Origin of the sequence: Maritalea mobilis (genome assembly GCF_004363175.1) — a bacterium.
Lineage (GTDB): Bacteria > Pseudomonadota > Alphaproteobacteria > Rhizobiales > Devosiaceae > Maritalea > Maritalea mobilis.
On the sequence record NZ_SNYR01000003.1, the window covers coordinates 694,439 to 712,641 of the forward strand.

An 18,203-nucleotide genomic window follows, 5' to 3' on the forward strand; every position below is an offset into this window, starting at 1 on the left:
AACGCGTCCGGTGGCGGCAGGAAAAAATGGCGGGGGTGCCGGGGACGGGGGCCAGCCAGCGCGGCATGAGCGCTACAAAAGTACGTCCGGTGGCGGTGAGAAAAACTCACTACAAAGAAAAATCCTGGCCCAGATAAACCCGACGGGCTTGCTCGTCATTGGTGATGGTTTCGGGGCGACCTTGGATCATCACTTGGCCGCCATGGATGATATAGGCGCGGTCAACCAAGCCTAAAGTTTCGCGCACATTATGGTCGGTGATCAAAACACCAATGCCACGCGACGTGAGCTGGCCAACCAATTGGCGAATTTCACCCACCGCAATGGGGTCGACGCCCGCAAAGGGTTCATCCAACAGCATAAATTGCGGATCGGCAGCCAGGGCGCGCGCAATCTCGACGCGGCGGCGTTCACCGCCAGAAAGGGCTAAGGCATCGGAATCGCGAATATGAGTGATGGAAAACTCTTCCAGCAATTCATCAAGGCGTTCTTCTTGTGCTTTGCGCCCACGCACATGGCCTTCCAAAATGGCAAGAATATTGCTTTTCACGCTCATACCACGAAAAATGGATGGCTCTTGCGGCAAATATCCCATCCCTAGCCGTCCGCGCTGGAAAAGTGGAAATTTGGTGATCGGTTTGCCATGCAACAGCACTTCGCCACTATCGGGCGGCGTGATGCCCATAATCATGGAAAATACAGTGGTTTTGCCCGCGCCGTTCGGCCCCAAAAGGCCCACAGCCTCGCCCCGGTTCACCGCAACAGAAACATTGCGGATGACAACTTTCTTGCCATAGCTTTTGGCCAGCGAATGGGCCACAAGCCATCCGGTTGGGTCAAGCGATTGGCTTTGTGCGGACGCGTTAGTTGCCACTTGAAAAAGTCCCCGTCACCCGCTTGTTGGAATTGGGGTCGGACACAAAGCGAGAGCTGTTATCGGTCACGTTTACAAACAACTGACCACCCGTTACCACCGTACCATCCTCGGTCACTTCCACATTGCCCGTCAGGTGCAAAATCTCGGTTTTGGGATCATATGTGCCATAATCTGCTTTGGCGGTTTTAGGGCCAAAATGCAGGGTCAACCGCCCGGCGGCATCAATCTTTTTTAAATCAGATGCGCCGCCTTCACCGTAAAAGGCGGTGACCTTGGGCGAATAAAGGGTGAAGTCTGTCTGCGTCACCACCACACTGCCTGTAAACACAGCCTGTTTCTTGGCTTCAAAAATCTCAAACACATCGCCCGTAATGTTCACAGGGCCATTGGATTGAGCCAAGGCTTGGCTAGCTGCCCCCAATGTCGAAAGGGATAATGCAAGCGCCAAGGCGCGGAACAACGCGTTAGTTCTCATCGTCATTTGCCTGTTCAGTTTGGGGCGGAATGGTAAGGCTGGCCCGCTCAAATTTCCAATATTGGCCTTCGCCATCATAATGCATATTTTCGGCGCGTAAGGTGCTGCCATTGGCAAAGTTAAAGGCCACACCATCATAGCCATTAAAAATTTGGGCATCGAGATCAGCGATGCCGGTGCCAATTTCACCTTGGTCATTTTGACTCGACAAAATATCGATTTGGCTGTTGAGCGCCAAAATATTGCTTTTCAATGAAAACGTGCCCGTTGCGGACGTGCCGACAATATTTTCGCCATCAACGAAATTCATCGTTGCCTTCATGTCGATCAAATCAATCATGTCTTGATTGATGATCTTCGTGGTCGCGCTTTTGGCGGTCATTTCATATGTGCCGCCATCGCTCAAAACACCAGTGGCACGAGGTGCGTCGACCACCAGCTCGTCCTGCTCCAGCCGAATGCCTTCAAATTGCGCGGTGGGCAGCAAACTGTCGATCAGCAGCGGCACCGTGAGGGCAAGAAAAATGACGCTGCCGACAGCAGGAATAATCCAACGCAGCAATTTGACCAAGCGCCGCCGCCGCTCAACACGAGCAAAAAGTTGCTCAAAGTGGGAAGGGGCGGTCAGCTCAGCCATCGTTCAGTCCTTAGCTATGCGCAAAAATGTCGGTTTCAGCCCAACCTTTAAGGTCCAGCTCGGCCCGGTGCGGCAAAAAGTCGAAACAGGCTTGTGCCATTTCCATGCGGCCTTCGCGCTTCAGCATCCGGTCCAAATGCCGCTTCAAATCGTGCAAATACAAAACATCGCTCGCCGCATATTCAAGCTGTGCATTGGTCAAATCATCTGATCCCCAGTCAGAGCTTTGTTGCTGCTTTGAAAGGTCCACGCCAATCAATTCGCGGCACAAATCTTTCAGCCCATGGCGGTCCGTATAGGTCCGCACCAATTTTGACGCGATTTTGCTGCAATAAACGGGCTTGGTCACTGTGCCAAAGGCGTTTTGCAAGGCCGCAATATCGAAGCGGGCGAAATGGAACAATTTGGTCACATTTTCGTCTGCCAAAAGCTTTTGCAAATTTGGCGCTTCGGTCTGGCCTTGCTCAATTTGCACCACATCTGCCGTACCATCGCCGGGGGAAAGCTGCACCACACACAGCCGATCACGCATAGGGTTCAGCCCCATGGTTTCGGTGTCAATCGCAACAGATTTTCCGTAATCATTGAGGTGGGGCAAATCCCCTTTATGCAAACGAATGGTCATGCAAAGTGCCTTGGTCTATTGAAAATTCATTCCCTTGTGCCACACCAGCACGTTTAGGCAAAGGCTGTTTGAACAATTCTTTGCGACTTTTCCGTGGCCTTCAAATGCGTGGCATCCCAAAACAATTCACTTGCCTTTGGTTAATTGTTTCTTAAAGTAAAGTTGTGGCCGTCGTCGGTGGGACGAGAGATCACCACTATGCGGCACTTATTTGTGGGCTGATAAGGGGAAAACAATGCTCAAAGAGTTCAAGGCCTTTGCGATCAAAGGTAATATGGTTGAATTGGCAATCGGTGTGATCATTGGCGCAGCTTTTGGCGCTATCGTTTCATCATTGGTGGATGATGTGTTTATGCCGGTGATCGGTCTGGTGCTGGGCGGCCTGGACTTTTCAAACTGGTTTATCGTGTTGTCTGATACAGGCGGCGAAACCATCGCTTCTGTTGCGCAAGCGAAAGAGCTTGGCGTGGCGACATTGAATATTGGCTTGTTCGTCAATGCAGTAGTGAAGTTTTTGATCGTGGCTTGGGTGCTGTTCTTTGTGGTGAAGGGCATCAACTCATTGCGCCGGAAGGAAGAAGAAAAGCCTTCTGCGCCACCATCACCAACAAAGGAAGAAACTTTGTTGACCGAAATTCGCGATTTGCTGGCTAAAAAATAAGCCGCATCTCAAAAGAAAGGGAGCCAGTTGGCTCCCTTTTTATTTGGCTATTGCGCCAAAATCTCATCCACAAATTGATCGGCCACTTTATGTGGCGACGCGTTTAGCGCCTTGGCCTTGGTCAAAATCTTGTCCGTGGTGACCGCCAATTGTTCCACCTTTTGATCAACCCATTTTTGATCGGTGATTTTCAATATCTCGGCTGAAACATTGATGATGCCACCGCCATTGACCACATAGTCCGGCGCATAAACAATGCCTTTTTCCAACAATGCTTCGCCCGCCGCATCATCCGCCAATTGGTTGTTGGCCGCGCCGCAAACCAGCTTGGCCTTCAAGCGGGGGATGGTGTTGGCATTTAAAATTGCACCCATGGCACATGGGGCAAAAATGTCGGCGTCGACATCATGAATATCATCTGGTGCTACGGAACGGGCACTAAACTTTTGCCGCGCTTGCGCCACTGCATGGGCATCAATGTCGGTCACAACAAGGCTCGCGCCTGCTTCGTGCAAATGCCCGGCGAGATACATGCCCACATGGCCCAAACCCTGCAACGCAACGGTTTTGCCTTCAATACGGTCATGCCCAAATGCATGTTTCAGTGCGGCCATGCAAGAAAGATACACACCACGTGCAGTCACGGGGGAAGGATCGCCAGAAGCATATTCACCCTTGGTTAGTCCCGCTGCATAGCTGGTGAACTTGGCGGCTTCTTCAATGTCCTCAACGCTGATGCCCACATCTTCGGCGGTGGTGTACATCCCGTCAAAGCTTTCCACAAAGCGGCCAAAGGCTTGCATCAATTCGGGCGTTTTATCTTTGTGCGGATCAGCAATGATTACAGATTTGCCACCACCAAGCGGCAGCGAAGCGGCCGCATTTTTATAGGTCATGCCCCGCGCGAGGCGTAGCGCGTCGGTTTTCGCCGCTTCAATGTCGGGGTAGGCAAACATGCGGCACCCGCCTGCCGCTGGGCCCAATTTGGTGCTGTGCACCGCAATAATGGATTTCAGGCCGCTGGCCTCGTCCTCCGCATAAACGACCTTTTCATAACCCGGCGCGTCAAGGCTGGTGAGTTTCATTGATCTATCCCAGAGATGTTTTGTTTTTTGGTTTTTTTAGCTGTTTTGGCCCCTCTTTACGCAAAAGGTCAATGGGCCGCACTGTTTTTCTCCAACACAAGCGCCCAAAAATACACGAGCATATGGTGTTTTGATGGGCAAAAATGCACAGCTGACCATGGCGCTTGCGCGCTGTCTAAGTCGCCTTTTGCTGCAGGCGTGTCATGCTGGAAGAAGTATGGGCGCGCCAAATATGCCCCAACGCATCCAAATCGCCCAAGCGCACTGCGTCGCGATAATCTCGAATTTCGCGGCTAAGGCTTTTGCATTCTCGCCGCACATCTTGGTCGGTTAAAGACTTCAGCCAAATGCGCGCTGTTTGGTAAAATAGCCGTTCCATGGTGTCGCGCAGGGGCTCATTGGTGGTCATATCTGCAAGCGCATGGAAGGTGGCAATATTGATGATCGAATAGCCGCGCGCGCTGGGGTCGTCCACCAGTGCAAGGCAATTCGCATAAAGCATATCGAACCGCGCAATGTCGTCTGGCGTCACTTTGCGCGGCGACAGGCGGGCCAAAAGCGGCGACAGCTCCATGCGCAATTGATACACATGATAAAGCGCCGCCATATCAATGTCGGTCACAAGCGTGCCCACACCTTGCACTGATTTTAGCAAGCCTTCTGCCTGCAATTGCCACAAGACGCGACGCAGGGGCGTGCGGCTCACGCCAAATTCTTCGGCCAAAGCCTCTTCGCTCAGGCGCATGCCGGGCGGATAATCAAGCAGAGAAATGCGCGACCGGATCTCCTCATGCAATTGCCGAAAGCGCCGCCCGGCGGGGCTTTCATTGCTGTCTTCCTTGCTGATGTGCTGAAGAAGAATTTCTTGATCCATTATTGGCCTATGCTGCTCGCATTGAATGGGCAAGTTTGTCTAACATGCCCAAGCATTGGTCAAGCTGTTCTATCGCCAAAAATTCATCGGCCTTATGCGCCTGTTCAATGGAGCCGGGGCCGCACACAATTGTAGCAATGCCCAATTCTTGAAACAGGCCAGCTTCCGTGCCAAAGGGCACAAAATGGCTTTCATTGGCCCCTGTAAGTGCAATCACAATTTCGCGGGCTTCATTGGTGCGCAAGGGCGTCAAGCCAACCACCTCGCCAATGGTGCGTGTGGTGATGTTGGAATCGGGCCAGACTTTGCGCATATCGGGCAGCAACTCCTCCGTGCAGAACGCCGCCAAAACCGAATTCACCCAATCCGCATCTTCTTGCGCAATGGGGCGCATTTCCCAGTCAATCTCGGCGTGATTGCATATCACATTGTGGGCTGTGCCCCCTTCAATCCGCCCCACATTGATGGTGGTCCAAGGCGGATTAAAAGGACTGTCTTTTGGTGCGCGGCCCTTTAATGCTTCGCGCAAGTCCAGCAATTTGCTGACATAGCGGGTGGCATATTCCGCGGCATTCACCCCTGCATCGGGCATGGAGCCATGTCCGGCCCGTCCCTCAAAATAAACGCTATATTCGCAGCACCCTTTGTGTCCCTCAACGATTTTCATTTCGGTGGGTTCGCCCACAATGGCAGCGGCGGGCAAGTGTGGACGATGCTTCAAAATCTCAACCAGATCGCGCGCCCCCAAACAGCCCACCTCTTCATCATAGGTGAAGACAAAATGGATCGGTCGTTTCAACTCATGCGCTGCAAATTGAGGCGCCATGGCCAACGCGGCAGCGATAAAGCCCTTCATATCGCACGTGCCACGGCCATAATAGCGACCCTCTCTTTTGCTCAGTTCAAAAGGGTCGGTTTGCCATGTCTGGTCCGCCACGGGTACCACATCGCTATGGCCAGATAGAACGATGCCACCGCTAATGTCTGGGCCAATGGTCCCAACCAAATTGGCCTTTTTGTGCGTGGTATCATGGTGCAGTTCAATTTTTGCGCCAACATCCTCCAGCAAATTTGCTGCATAATGGATCATATCCAAATTGCTATCCGCCGAGATGGTCGGATAGGCGATAAGTTGGCGCAAAATTTCTTCGGTGCGTTCGCGCATTAGTCCTTCACATAAAGTTTGCGGGGGCGGTTGCACAGCGTTTCCGCTGGCCCCTTATCTTTAATCAAAATGCTCTCGGTGATCTCAAGGCCCCAATCATCTTCCCAAATGCCCGGCATAAAGTGGAATGTCATGCCCGGCTGCAAAATGGTGCGATCCTCCAGCCGAATGGAAACGGTGCGCTCGCCCCAATCTGGCGGATAAGAAATGCCAATCGGATAACCGGCGCGCGAGGCGCGGTAAATGCCCGCCCGCTCAAGCGGAATGGCCAAGGCGCGGGCAATGTCTTTGGCGCGTGCCCCCGGCACCGCTGCTTCCAGCCCAGCTTCCAAGCCTTCCACCAATGCTTTTTCAGCATCCAGCAAATATTGCGGTGGCTTGCCCAAATGCACAGTGCGGCAAAGCGGGGCGTGGTAACGCCGGAAACAGCCGGAAATTTCAAAGAAGGTCGGCGTATCCGCATCGAAAATGCGCCCATCCCAAGTGAGGTGGGGTGCGGCAGCATCTGAGCCACTGGGCAACATAGGCACGATAGCCGGATAGTCCCCCCAATCATCGTCAATACCAGAAATGGCATCGGCATAGATTTGGCCTACAATATCACTCTTGCGCACGCCGGGTTCCACACGCTCCACAATGCCATCGATGATTTTCTCTGAAATGCGGGCGGCCTTGCGCATATAGGCAATTTCGTCATCGCTTTTCACCAGCCGTTGCCAGTTCACAAGGCTGGTCGCATCAACAAAAACGGCGTCGGGCAGTTCATGGGTAAGCGTCAAATACGCTTTGGCGGAGAAATAATAATTCTCCAACTCTACACCGATGCGCTTATTGCCCAAGCCGCGATCGCGGATCATGGCCGCCAGCATTTCCATGGGGTGGCAAAGCGTGGATTGCACATAATGATCCGGATAATAGGTGATCCGGCTATCATCCATCCAAATAGTGCGCAGCGCACCATTGGTATCTTGAAAGCGCCCCCACCAAATGGGGTCCTCATCCATAAAAACCAAAACACCCTGATGCACATAGAATGACCAGCCATCATAGCCGGTCAACCAACCCATATTGGATGGGTCTTCGATAAACAGCACATCAATCTCAAAATTCTCCATGGAGCGCCGAACCTTCTCCAGTCGACGTTCATACTCCTGTTGAGAAAAGGGTAGATTTTTATTCGCCATAAGCAATGTCCCTCAAATCACGAAGATGTATACATCAGTTCAATTTGTTTTTCCCGTCAACAAAAAAATCAAAGATTTATAGGCTTGTGTGCGTTGACACTCTGCCATTGTTGCGCATGATGTGTACAACATAAGCTGCAGTAAGATGATTGGGACGGAATTTAAAGGAGGGAATATGCTTGATTTAGCGGATGTTTTGGCTGCGCAAAACACCATAAAAGGGCAAGCTGACCACACTCCGTTGGTCCCGTCGCCTTTCCTCAGCGATAAGTTCGGCACTGACATTTTGCTGAAGCTGGAAAATATGCAGCCAATCGGCGCATTTAAGCTGCGCGGCGCCATCAATGCTGTGATGAATTTGCCCGAAGGCACAAAGGGCGTAACTTGCTGTTCCACGGGCAATCATGGGCGTGGGGTGGCCTTTGCTGCAAAGTTGCGCGGGTTGCGTGCCGTTATCTGCATGTCTGAATTGGTGCCAAAAGCCAAAGTGGAAGGCATTCAACAACTCGGTGGCGAAGTGTGGGTTAAAGGGCAAAGCCAAGATGAGGCGATGGCCGAAAGCCGTCGCTTATGTGCAGAAGAAGGTTTGGTTGAAATCTCACCATTTGACGACCCTTTCGTCATTGCCGGGCAGGGTACCATCGGTCTGGAAATCTTATCTGCCCGACCAGACCTTGAAACATTGTTGGTGCCCCTATCAGGTGGTGGGTTGGCCGCAGGCATTGCCTTGGCGGCCAAAGCGATCAAACCCGACATTCAGCTGATTGGCATTTCAATGGATCGCGGTGCTGCCATGGCCGCCTCAATTGAAGCAGGGCATCCTGTCGATGTGGTTGAAGTGCCCAGCTTGGCGGATAGTTTGGGTGGTGGCATCGGCATGGACAATAAATTCTCATTTGCCCTATGTCGCGATCTGTTGGATCAAACCATTTTGGTCACCGAAGAAGAAATTTATCGCGCCATGCAGTGCCTTTATTATGAAGATCGCATCGTGGCAGAAGGCGCATGCGTGGTTGGCATTGCTGCAATGTTAGCGGGCAAGTTTAAGCCCAACGGCCCATTGGCCACCATCATCACGGGCCGCAATCTCGATATGGATTTGTTCACCCAAATCATCACGGGCCAAAATGTGCAACTGGGCGATTATGTGATTGAGGGAGCCAAATATGTCCGACCCTAAGCAAAAGAGCATTGTGGTGCTGCGCGGCAGCCCGCGCGCCAATGGCAATAGTGACAAACTGGCCGACCGCTTTTGCGAAGTGGCAATTGGCGCACAATCCGTGCTGCATGATTATGCCTTGCGCGACCTTGAGTTTTTGCCTTTTGGCGAAGTGGTCGATGACCATCAGGATCAGCTTTCGCCCGCGCTGGATGATATTTATCAAGCCGATATTATCGTGCTCACCACTCCAATCTATTTTTGCAACATGTCCGGCCTGCTTAAAGGCGCAATCGATCGGTTTTTCGGATTTTTGAAGAGCGATTATCTCACCAACCCCGAACCATCAAAATTGCCCAGCGGTAAACATCTGGTACTGCTGCAAACTCAAGGGGAAGGGGAGGAACGCTATGGTGCGTTGCTTGAACAATACGGGCCCGGGCTTGATAAATTGGGTTTGAATGAACGTCATTTGGTGCGGGCTTGTGGCGTGCGGGAGCTAGACGACATTCTAGCCCATCCCACTGCTTTGCAACAGGTGGAACAATTGGCAAAGCGCCTAACGGCTTAGGAGGAAGCTCATGTCCCACGAGATATTGATTGTCACTGAACGTGAGTTGAAGTCCACCCTGCATTTAGGGCGTGGGATGAATAACCTTGTGGAAAAAGCGTTCGCGGCGCTCGCCTCTGGCAATGTGATTATGCCGCCCATCATGTCTATGGATTTGCCGGCGGTAAATGCAGAAGTGGATGTGAAAGCCGCCTTCATTCCGGGCTTTGATCATTTTGCCATCAAGGTCTCACCCGGTTTTTTTGATAACCCCAAATTGGGCTTGCCCAGCTTGAATGGCCTTATGATGTTGTTGAGCGCCAAAACCGGCATGGCCAGCGCTGTGTTTTTAGACAATGGCTATCTAACAGATTTACGCACCGCAGCGGCAGGCGGCGTGGTCGCACGTCATATGGCGCCAAAAAATGTTGAAACGGCTGGCGTGATCGGCACCGGGGTGCAGGCGCGTCTGCAAATCATCGCTGCACATTTTGAGCGGCCGTTCAAAAAAGTACTGGTGTGGGGCCGGAATAAAGATCATGCCGAAGCCTGTGCCAAGGACATTGCATACGAAATTGATGTCGAAGCGCACGCAGTGGATAGTGCCGAACAGGTGGTGAAGGAGAGCCAGTTGCTGATCACCACAACGCCATCGCGCGAACCATTGATCGATGCCGATTGGATGCATCCCGATCTGCACATCACCGCCATGGGGTCGGATCAAGAAGGTAAAAATGAGTTGGACCCGGAGATCGTGGCGCAGGCGGACATCTATGTGTGTGACCGGGTGAGCCAGTGTGAAAAATTGGGCGAATTGCGCACCGCGCTGGAAACAGGCAATTGGCCGACAGATAAAACGCCGGCTGAACTGGGCGAAATCATCGCCGGCACCAAACCCAATCGCACCACTGATGCCTCCATCACAATTTGCGATTTGACCGGCACTGGCGCGCAAGATACGGCTATTGCCAACCATGCATTTGAACTGGCGCATAATCTTGATTTTGGCACTATGATCAAAACCGACTAATCGCCGACCAACAGGACCCATTATGATAAAGCTTGATGAGCGCGACATTGAGATTTTGCGGCTATTGTCGCAAGAGGGGCGCATCTCAAAATCAGAACTGGCGGTGCGGATCAACCTCTCTCCCACCCCCTGCTGGGAGCGGTTGAAACGGTTGGAAAAGTCGGGCGTCATCCAATCCTACCGCGCAGAAATCTCGCTGCAAAAAATTGCGCCCTGCGTCACCATCTTTGTGGCGGTTGAGTTGGAAAACCATCGGGCATCCAGTTTTCAGCTGTTTGAGCAATCCATGAAAAATTACGATGAAATCGTGGCCTGTTGGGCCATTGGTGGCGGTTTGGATTATTTTATGCAAGTGATCACCAAGGACATTGATTCCTATCAACGCCTGATTGATGAGCTGCTGGAGGCCAAAATCGGCTTGGCACGTTATTTCACTTATTTTGTCACCAAACCTGTGAAACAGGCGGGCGTACCACCCATTGCACAACTTTTAGAATAGCGCAGAAAATTTCACTTTATTTCAGCATAATTATAGCGAACTTCTCTCTAAATTTCAGCGAATTCAGTCACAAATTCTCCGCTTAATCCTCCACTGTCTAAGTCAGATGAAAAGGAGGATTGAGCTATGCCGTCAAATCTTTTGAAAACCCATGACGACCTAAAAGGCATCACGCCTTATCTCAAAGACAGTCGATTGCTGCGCCAATTTTCCTATATTGGTGGCAAGTGGGTCGGCGCCGACAATGGCGACACCATCCCTGTCACCAACCCAGCCAATGGCGAGTGGTTGGGCGAAGTGGCCAGCCTGAGCGCAGCGCAAAGCGCAGAAGCGGTGGCGATCGCTGATAAAGCCTTCGAAAGCTGGTCCATGAGCTTGCCGCAGCACCGGGCAGCTTGCTTGCGCCGCTGGTTCGATTTGATCATTGAACATAAAGAAGATCTGGCCCGCATTATGGTGTTGGAGCAGGGCAAGCCACTGTCCGAAGCGCTGGGCGAAATCGATTATGCCGCATCATTCGTAGAGTTTTACGCCGAAGAAACCAAGCGCCCTAACATCGAAGGGGTCACCTCGCACCTGCATGATGCAGAAGTGGAATTGTGGCGTGAGCCAATTGGTGTGGCGGCAATGATCACCCCGTGGAACTTCCCATCGGCCATGTTGACCCGTAAAGCCGCTGCGGCCATTGCTGCTGGCTGCACTGTGGTGGCACATCCCTCCCATGAAACACCATACTCCGCTCTTGCCTTGGCAGAACTGGCGGAGCGTGCGGGCTTGGAGCCGGGCGTGTTGAACATCGTCACAGGTCGCGCGGCGACAGTGGTGGAACCATGGACCAAAGATAGCCGCGTGCGGGCATTGTCCTTCACCGGGTCCACCGAAATTGGCCGCTTGCTCTATCGCCAAAGCGCCGACACAGTGAAAAAGCTGGTGTTGGAACTGGGCGGGCATGCCCCCTTCATCGCCTTTGATGATTGCGATTTGGACTATGTGGTGGCCGAAGCTGTGAAGGCAAAATTTGCGACCTCTGGCCAAGATTGCCTAGGCGCAAACCGCTTCTATGTACATGAAAACATCTATGACGAGTTTTGCAAAAAGTTCGCCGCCGCTGCAGCAAAATTGAGCGTTGGCTTTGGCATGGATGATCCGGTGATCGGGCCATTGATGAACCAAAAGGCGATTGACAAACAGATCGAACATGTCACCGACGCGGTTGAAAAAGGCGCCAAGGTGCTCACCGGGGGCAAAGGCCATGAAATGGGGGAACTCTTTTATGAGCCAACCGTTTTGGTGGATGTGCCAGACGATGCCAAAATCATGTTTGAAGAAACCTTTGGGCCGGTCGCCGCAATCCAAAAATTCAGCGATGAACACGCGGTGACCAAAAAGGCGAACGACACTGAATATGGCTTGATCGCATATCTGCACACCGCAGATCCAAAACGGATTTACCGCATGAGTCGGGCACTGCAATTTGGCATGGTGGCGGTGAATCGCACTAAGGTAACCGGCGCGCCAATTCCATTTGGTGGCTACAAACAATCAGGCTTGGCGCGAGAAGGCGCGCGCCAAGGATTAGAGGCATTTACAGAAATTAAATATGTGTGCCGTGACTGGGCGTAAGGAGAGAGAATATGCTTAAAAATGATCAACTCGACCAATGGGACCGGGAAAACTTTTTCCACCCTTCAACCCACTTGGCGCAGCATGCGCGGGGCGAAAGCCCCAACCGGATCGTCACAGGCGGCTCAGGTGCGCATATTGAAGATCGCGATGGCAACAAATTGCTCGATGCCTTTGCTGGCCTTTATTGCGTAAACGTAGGCTATGGCCGCCCTGAAATTGCGGACGCTATTGCGGCCCAAGCTAAAGAGCTGGCCTATTATCACGCCTATGTTGGCCACGGCACAGAAGCCTCCATCACCCTGTCTAAAATGATTTTGGACCGCGCGCCGAAAAACATGTCCAAAGTCTATTTTGGCTTGGGCGGGTCTGACGCGAACGAAACCAACGTCAAGCTGATCTGGTACTACAACAATATTCTGGGGCGTCCGGAAAAGAAAAAGATCATCTCACGCTGGCGCGGTTATCACGGCTCTGGCTTGATGACAGGTTCTCTGACAGGACTTGAACTATTCCACAAAAAGTTTGACTTGCCGCTGACCCAAGTGCTGCACACCGAAGCACCTTATTATTATCGTCGTGACAATCTCGACCAAACTGAAGAGCAGTTTGTTGAGCATTGTGTCGCCAAATTGGAAGAGCTGATCGAACGCGAAGGTGCAGACACCATCGCGGCCTTTATCGGCGAGCCGATTTTGGGCACAGGCGGCATTGTGCCTCCCCCAAAAGGCTATTGGGCAGCGATCCAAAAAGTGCTGAAGAAACACGACATTTTGTTGGTGGCCGATGAAGTGGTGACAGGCTTTGGTCGCTTGGGCACCATGATGGGGTCGGACCATTATGAAATGGAACCTGACCTGATCACCATTGCGAAGGGCCTCACGTCAGCCTATGCGCCATTGTCTGGCTCAATCGTGGGCGACAAAATGTGGAAAGTGTTTGAACAAGGCACCGACGAATATGGCCCCATCGGCCATGGCTGGACTTACTCAGCACACCCGATTGGCGCAGCCGCAGGCATTGCGAACTTGAAGCTGATTGACGAGTTGAACCTGGTGCAAAATGCAGGCGAAGTCGGCAATTATCTGAATGCGCAAATGCACGCGGCTTTGGATGATCACCCAAATGTCGGCAATATCCGCGGTGAAGGCATGATGTGTGCTGTGGAATTTGTGAAAGACAAAGACAGCCGCACCTTCTTCGACCCAAGCCAGAAAATTGGGCCGCAAATTGCGGGCGCTTTGGGCCAGAAAAAAGTAATTGGCCGGGCCATGCCACAAGGCGACATTTTGGGCTTTGCACCACCATTCTGCCTCACCAAGCAAGAGGCAGACGAAGTGGTGTCCAAAACCGCAGATGTGGTGAAGGCGATGGACTTTTCCTAACCACCAGAAACCGAACCCACGCTCGCCTTTTACCCACAGGTGAGCAAAAAAGAGGGCGCCGAAATGGCGCCCTTTTCAGTTTGAGGAGTTAGGGAGAACTTAGCCGCCTTCGCCCGCGCGGTCGGCTGTGCGCCGCCATTTCTGGTATAGCGGCAACAACATGGGCACCACCAAGGTAAGTGCAGCAATGGTGAGAATGGCGAGGGTCAACTCACGCTCCCAAAGGAATGACCAACTGTCATTATTGATCAAAAGGGCGCGCCGCAGATTCTCTTCCATCATGCCACCCAAAATGAACCCAAGGATCATTGGAGCGAGCGGGAAGTCCAACAACCGCAAAGTGACCGCCGCAACGGCAAACACGATCATCAACTGAATGTCGAATGTGTTGAAGCTGACGAAATAAACCCCGATCAGTGAGAAAAACAGGATCAGCGGCAGCAAGAAGCGGGCCGGGATCGCCAAGATTTTCGCGATATATGGGATCAAAGGCAGGTTCAGCACCAACAAGATGATGTTGCCGATCCACATTGAAACGATCACAGACCAGAAAACGGCAGGTTGATCGATGTAAAGCCGAGGACCCGGCTGAATGCCATAACCAATCAATGCGCCCAACATGATGGCAGTTGTGCCTGAACCGGGAATGCCCAAAGTCAGCAACGGCACAAATGAACCAGTTGCCGCCGCATTGTTGGCAGTTTCTGGCGCGGAAAGGCCGCGAATAGAGCCCTTGCCGAACAACTTACCCTTGGTCGGGCCAGCCAAGCGCTGTTCGGTACCATACGCCAAGAAGCTGGCAATGGTGGCACCCGCACCGGGCAACACGCCGACCAAAAAACCAAGAATAGAAGAGCGACCAATAACAGGCGCAATTTCTTTCACTTCTTCTTTGCTCACTTTCATGGAGCCAAGATTATTGTGCGCTTCTTGCTCTTTTTTCCGGTCTTCATCGCTGGCTTTGGGGCGCAAAATTGCCATCAGCGCTTCTGACAAGGCAAAGGTGGCCATTACCAACAGCAGGAAGGAAATACCGTCGAGCAAATCGATCATGCCAAGCGTAAACCGCTGGATGCCTTGAGTTTGGTCTGTGCCCACGGTGGAGAGCATCAAGCCAACAACCGTCATCAACATGGCTTTGAGCATATTGCCTTGGCCGGCAAAGGCAGCCACTGCAGTAAGACCCAACACCATCAAGGCAAAATAGTCGGTCGAATGGAACGACAAAGACACTTTGGCCAAGAAAGGTGCAGCAATTAGCAACAGAATCGCGCCGATCACGCCGCCAGAAAATGATGAGTAAGCTGCAACGGCCAAGGCTTTGCCAGCTTTACCTTGCTTTGCCATCGGGTAGCCATCAAAGGAGGTGGCAACGGTGCTGGCCACGCCCGGCGCATTGATCAAAATGGAGGAGGTGGAGCCGCCAAAAATGGCGCCATAATAAACCGCTGCCATCAAGATAATGCCCGCAGATGGGTCTAGACTGGCGGCAATAGGGATCATCAAGGCGATCGCTGACATTGGCCCCAAGCCAGGCAGCATGCCGATAAACGTGCCCACCAAACAGCCGCACACCACAAAGACCAAATTGTAAGGATTAAGGGCTGTCGATAGCCCGATCATAATACCATCAAGCATGATTTTACCCTCTCAAGAACCAAGGCAATGGTTCAATAAACACCCCAAGGCCAATGGACATGAGCGCCCAAAATGCAATGGCAACGGGAACCGAAGTCACCAGCAAAAGCCAAATTTTGCGCTCACCCAAAAGCCAATAACCAACGCCCAACAACATGGACGACGCCAGAACAAAGCCGAATGGACGAATGGTGAGGCCATAAATGGACATCAGCACCAAGAAAGCTAAGGCGGTGAGCCAGTTTTGCCCCTTTGTGCTCACATATTCAGCCGGTGAGGGCAGAACAATAATGGCGATGGAAAGCGCGGTGCCCATCACAGCCAAAATTTCTGGCATGGTGCGGGCGTGGAATGCCGATTTTGCCTGAAAGGGCAGCAGCGGAATGCGCTGCGACAAAATGGCGTAGGCAATGCAAAAGGCCAGCAACAACATGCCGCCAATTCTGCGTTTGGTGAAAAACATTTAACCCCTCCCAATCCTTATCCAAAGGATTTTGGTGAAAAAAATGCGCCCGAACTGCGGGCGCATTTAAGACGAAATTCGCCGCAGACCAATCGTGACCCGTGGGCCGCGACCAATCTTCAATTGAGCTTATAGGAAGCCAAGCTCACGCATAAGATCTGCTACTTCTTCTTCCTGCTTTTCCAAGAAGGCTACGAAGTCTGCATCTGAGTTGAAAATATCAACCCAGCCATTGCGATCACGTACAGTTACCCACTCTTCAGTGTCGTACATGGCTTCAAGCGCTGCGATATATTTTGCTTTGGTTTCATCATCCAAACCAGGTGCCGCAAAGAAACCGCGCCAGTTTACGAACTCAGTGCCTGTTGAGCCTGCTTCGTCACATGTTGGTGTGTCTGGTGCGCTGTCCAAACGGGCAGTTGAGGTGACGCACAAAATGCGCACTTCATCCTGACGGGCCAGTTCAATGGCTTCGCCAAAACCTGTGGTGAGGGCTGCAATTTCGCCTGAAAGCAAGCCTGCCATGGCTTTGCCGCCCGCATCATATGGAATATATTTTACATCCATTGGGTTGGCGCCAGCATTTTTCATCACCAATGCAGCAATCAAATGGTCCATAGACCCGGCAACGGAACCGCCGCCAATGGCAATGGCTGATGGATCGCTGGCATAATCGGCCAACAATTCGCCCATTTCATTATATTTGGAATCTTTGTGCACAACGATTGCGCCAAAGTCACCAACCGTGCCGGCAATTGGGGTCAAGTCACGGAAGGACTGTGGGAACACACCTTGCAATGACCGGATCACGATTGGTGTTGAGTTGACCATCAAAGTGCCCGGATCGCTTGTTTCGATCAAATGCGCAATGGCTTTACCGCCACCGCCGCCAGACATATTTTCATATGTGGCTTGGCCAACAATGCCAGCCTTGGTCAAAGCTTCACCAGTGCCGCGAGCCGTGCCATCCCAGCCGCCACCAGCGCCACCAGGAATCAAAAAGTGGATGTCATCAACTTTCTGGTGGCCATCTGCCATCGCAGCGCCAGCTACACCAAAAGTCAAAGCAGTTGCTGCCAACGCAGCCTTAAAATGTTTGAACATTCTTTTCCTCCCGAAAAGTTCAAAACGAACTGATACGAGAAGAGCCATAGCAAAGCGCACTGACACGAACCTGACTTGCGGCTAAGAGCTGTGGATTTTTTTGACAGACATATCCCGCCAGATCGGCGGTGGCAGCGGCAACAAAGATTGTCGTGAGATAAAATGGTGCCCTGGAGAATGTTAGTTTCCCATCACAGGCATCTCAAAACAACTGATATCCAACGATTTCAATAAGTTAGCCAAGACGCAGTTCGATGTAAAGGGGCATTTTTGGTCTACCATTTGGTCTACCCTAAAGGCCCCTTGATAGATCGCTGGGTGCCCTCGAGATTGTCGCGCGGTTTAGGATGGATTTCTCAGGGCACCCCACCCCCACCGGGGGGAAATGACAAAAGCTAACTAATACGAATACCGCTTCAGATTTTTTCAGTTTTTGCTTTTGTGTCATCCCACATTTTTAGGACCTGCCAAGAGCGCATTTAAAAGACACACAAAGCCCCCTCAGGGACTCTCTGAGAGGCCTTTAAGGCAACAGCTAGACATACCCACATGGGACGATTAGCGACTCTCTATGGGCATTTATTTGGCTTGCTGGGATGCCGGAGGGGAGACAGAAGAAGCTACCCAGAAGGATACGTATAAGCACTTATGCTTGAGACAGAAAAATAAGACGAATGATTGGAGACAATTGTTGTTGTGATGAACAACATTCCCTTTTGAGATGTCTCAATGAGAGACCCAAGAGGGAGACACAAAGAATGGCACTAGGTGTTGTTGTGGCTGCAGCCACCAACAATTGACCAATAACAAGACCACATGAGTTGCAAGCGCAGGATAGGTCTCAGGTGGGTCTCAGATTCTTTCGTGGGAAAGTTGTCTTTGTATATTCTCTATAAGGAGTTCCCCAGACAAAGCTCATTTAAAAGACCAATATTGCAGCAGCAAAAAGAACAATCTCAGGCTCCCCTGCAGCGATCCCCATCAACACTTGTTGTCTTCACTGGGGACACGCACAGCTATCTCAGCGATTAACCCAGGGATACACCCAGCGTCTAGTCTTGGCTGTTGTCTTCAAACAACGAAACGCTGGGTGTCTCAAAGTGTGTCGGCAAGGGGAGCTTTAAGTAACCTCAGGGAATTCCTCAGGGATCCTCAAATGATAAGTGCGG

General features: G+C 51.9%; 18 protein-coding genes. 7 read left to right on the forward strand and 11 right to left on the reverse strand.

From position 1 onward, the window contains the following. Positions 1–109: 109 nt before the first annotated feature. From lptB to ATL17_RS16015, 4 genes are read right to left on the reverse strand one after another with little or no spacing between them, the layout of a single operon-like run. Positions 110–874, reverse strand: coding sequence for an LPS export ABC transporter ATP-binding protein (gene lptB / locus ATL17_RS16005; protein WP_133573813.1), 765 nt, complete (start codon positions 872–874; stop codon positions 110–112). Beyond that, positions 864–1,352 carry an LptA/OstA family protein gene (locus ATL17_RS16010; protein WP_166639072.1) on the reverse strand — a complete coding sequence of 163 codons (489 nt, stop codon included), beginning with the start codon at positions 1,350–1,352 and terminating at the stop codon, positions 864–866. Before ATL17_RS16010 ends, lptB begins: the two co-directional genes overlap by 11 nt. Then, positions 1,342–1,989, reverse strand: a complete 648-nt coding sequence (locus ATL17_RS16965) for a hypothetical protein (RefSeq protein ID WP_166639073.1) — start codon at positions 1,987–1,989, stop codon at positions 1,342–1,344. Before ATL17_RS16965 ends, ATL17_RS16010 begins: the two co-directional genes overlap by 11 nt. Before the next feature lie 10 nt (positions 1,990–1,999). Further along, positions 2,000–2,614 (reverse strand): ribonuclease D, encoded by a 615-nt coding sequence (locus ATL17_RS16015; RefSeq protein ID WP_133573815.1) that lies wholly within the window; start codon positions 2,612–2,614, stop codon positions 2,000–2,002. Between the two features lie 235 nt (positions 2,615–2,849). On the opposite strand from ATL17_RS16015, the gene mscL reads away from it, so the two are divergent. Next, complete coding sequence (mscL, locus tag ATL17_RS16020; RefSeq protein WP_133573816.1) at positions 2,850–3,275, forward strand: large conductance mechanosensitive channel protein MscL; 426 nt, start codon at positions 2,850–2,852, stop codon at positions 3,273–3,275. A 47-nt stretch (positions 3,276–3,322) separates the two neighbouring features. Here mscL and ATL17_RS16025 read toward each other — a convergent pair whose 3' ends face one another. From ATL17_RS16025 to ATL17_RS16040, 4 genes are all read right to left on the reverse strand, one after another. Beyond that, positions 3,323–4,360: a Leu/Phe/Val dehydrogenase gene (locus ATL17_RS16025; RefSeq protein WP_133573817.1), complete on the reverse strand. Its 1,038-nt coding sequence runs from the start codon at positions 4,358–4,360 to the stop codon at positions 3,323–3,325. 175 nt (positions 4,361–4,535) lie between these two features. Continuing rightward, on the reverse strand, positions 4,536–5,234 hold the full coding sequence (locus ATL17_RS16030) for a GntR family transcriptional regulator (protein WP_133573818.1): 699 nt from the start codon (positions 5,232–5,234) through the stop codon (positions 4,536–4,538). Between the two features lie 7 nt (positions 5,235–5,241). After that, positions 5,242–6,399: an acetylornithine deacetylase gene (argE, locus tag ATL17_RS16035; protein WP_133573819.1), complete on the reverse strand. Its 1,158-nt coding sequence runs from the start codon at positions 6,397–6,399 to the stop codon at positions 5,242–5,244. Continuing rightward, positions 6,399–7,583, reverse strand: a complete 1,185-nt coding sequence (locus ATL17_RS16040) for a M24 family metallopeptidase (protein ID WP_133573820.1) — start codon at positions 7,581–7,583, stop codon at positions 6,399–6,401. Before ATL17_RS16040 ends, argE begins: the two co-directional genes overlap by 1 nt. Before the next feature lie 175 nt (positions 7,584–7,758). Here ATL17_RS16040 and eutB point away from each other — a divergent pair, with 175 nt between their 5' ends. The 6 genes from eutB to ATL17_RS16070 all read left to right on the forward strand — a co-directional run bounded on the left by eutB (position 7,759) and on the right by ATL17_RS16070 (position 13,829). Continuing rightward, entirely contained in the window at positions 7,759–8,763 is a 1,005-nt protein-coding gene (gene eutB, locus ATL17_RS16045) for a hydroxyectoine utilization dehydratase EutB (RefSeq protein WP_133573821.1), read from the forward strand. Continuing rightward, on the forward strand, positions 8,750–9,313 hold the full coding sequence (locus ATL17_RS16050) for a flavodoxin family protein (protein ID WP_133573822.1): 564 nt from the start codon (positions 8,750–8,752) through the stop codon (positions 9,311–9,313). Before eutB ends, ATL17_RS16050 begins: the two co-directional genes overlap by 14 nt. A gap of 10 nt (positions 9,314–9,323) precedes the next feature. Next, positions 9,324–10,322 (forward strand): cyclodeaminase, encoded by a 999-nt coding sequence (locus ATL17_RS16055; protein ID WP_133573823.1) that lies wholly within the window; start codon positions 9,324–9,326, stop codon positions 10,320–10,322. A 22-nt stretch (positions 10,323–10,344) separates the two neighbouring features. Further along, positions 10,345–10,821, forward strand: a complete 477-nt coding sequence (locus tag ATL17_RS16060) for an Lrp/AsnC family transcriptional regulator (RefSeq protein ID WP_208111229.1) — start codon at positions 10,345–10,347, stop codon at positions 10,819–10,821. Positions 10,822–10,947: 126 nt separating this feature from the next. Next, a complete protein-coding gene (locus ATL17_RS16065; RefSeq protein ID WP_133573824.1) occupies positions 10,948–12,444 on the forward strand; it encodes an NAD-dependent succinate-semialdehyde dehydrogenase in 1,497 nt (498 codons plus the stop codon). Positions 12,445–12,455: 11 nt separating this feature from the next. Further along, complete coding sequence (locus ATL17_RS16070) at positions 12,456–13,829, forward strand: aspartate aminotransferase family protein (RefSeq protein ID WP_133573825.1); 1,374 nt, start codon at positions 12,456–12,458, stop codon at positions 13,827–13,829. A 99-nt stretch (positions 13,830–13,928) separates the two neighbouring features. On the opposite strand, the gene ATL17_RS16075 is transcribed toward ATL17_RS16070, so the two are convergent. The 3 genes from ATL17_RS16075 to ATL17_RS16085 form a co-directional block, all read right to left on the reverse strand. Then, entirely contained in the window at positions 13,929–15,467 is a 1,539-nt protein-coding gene (locus ATL17_RS16075) for a tripartite tricarboxylate transporter permease (RefSeq protein ID WP_133573826.1), read from the reverse strand. Positions 15,468–15,471: 4 nt separating this feature from the next. Beyond that, positions 15,472–15,930 (reverse strand): tripartite tricarboxylate transporter TctB family protein, encoded by a 459-nt coding sequence (locus ATL17_RS16080; RefSeq protein WP_133573827.1) that lies wholly within the window; start codon positions 15,928–15,930, stop codon positions 15,472–15,474. A gap of 129 nt (positions 15,931–16,059) precedes the next feature. Next, positions 16,060–17,034 (reverse strand): tripartite tricarboxylate transporter substrate binding protein, encoded by a 975-nt coding sequence (locus tag ATL17_RS16085; protein WP_133573828.1) that lies wholly within the window; start codon positions 17,032–17,034, stop codon positions 16,060–16,062. Between the last annotated feature and the right edge of the window lie 1,169 nt (positions 17,035–18,203).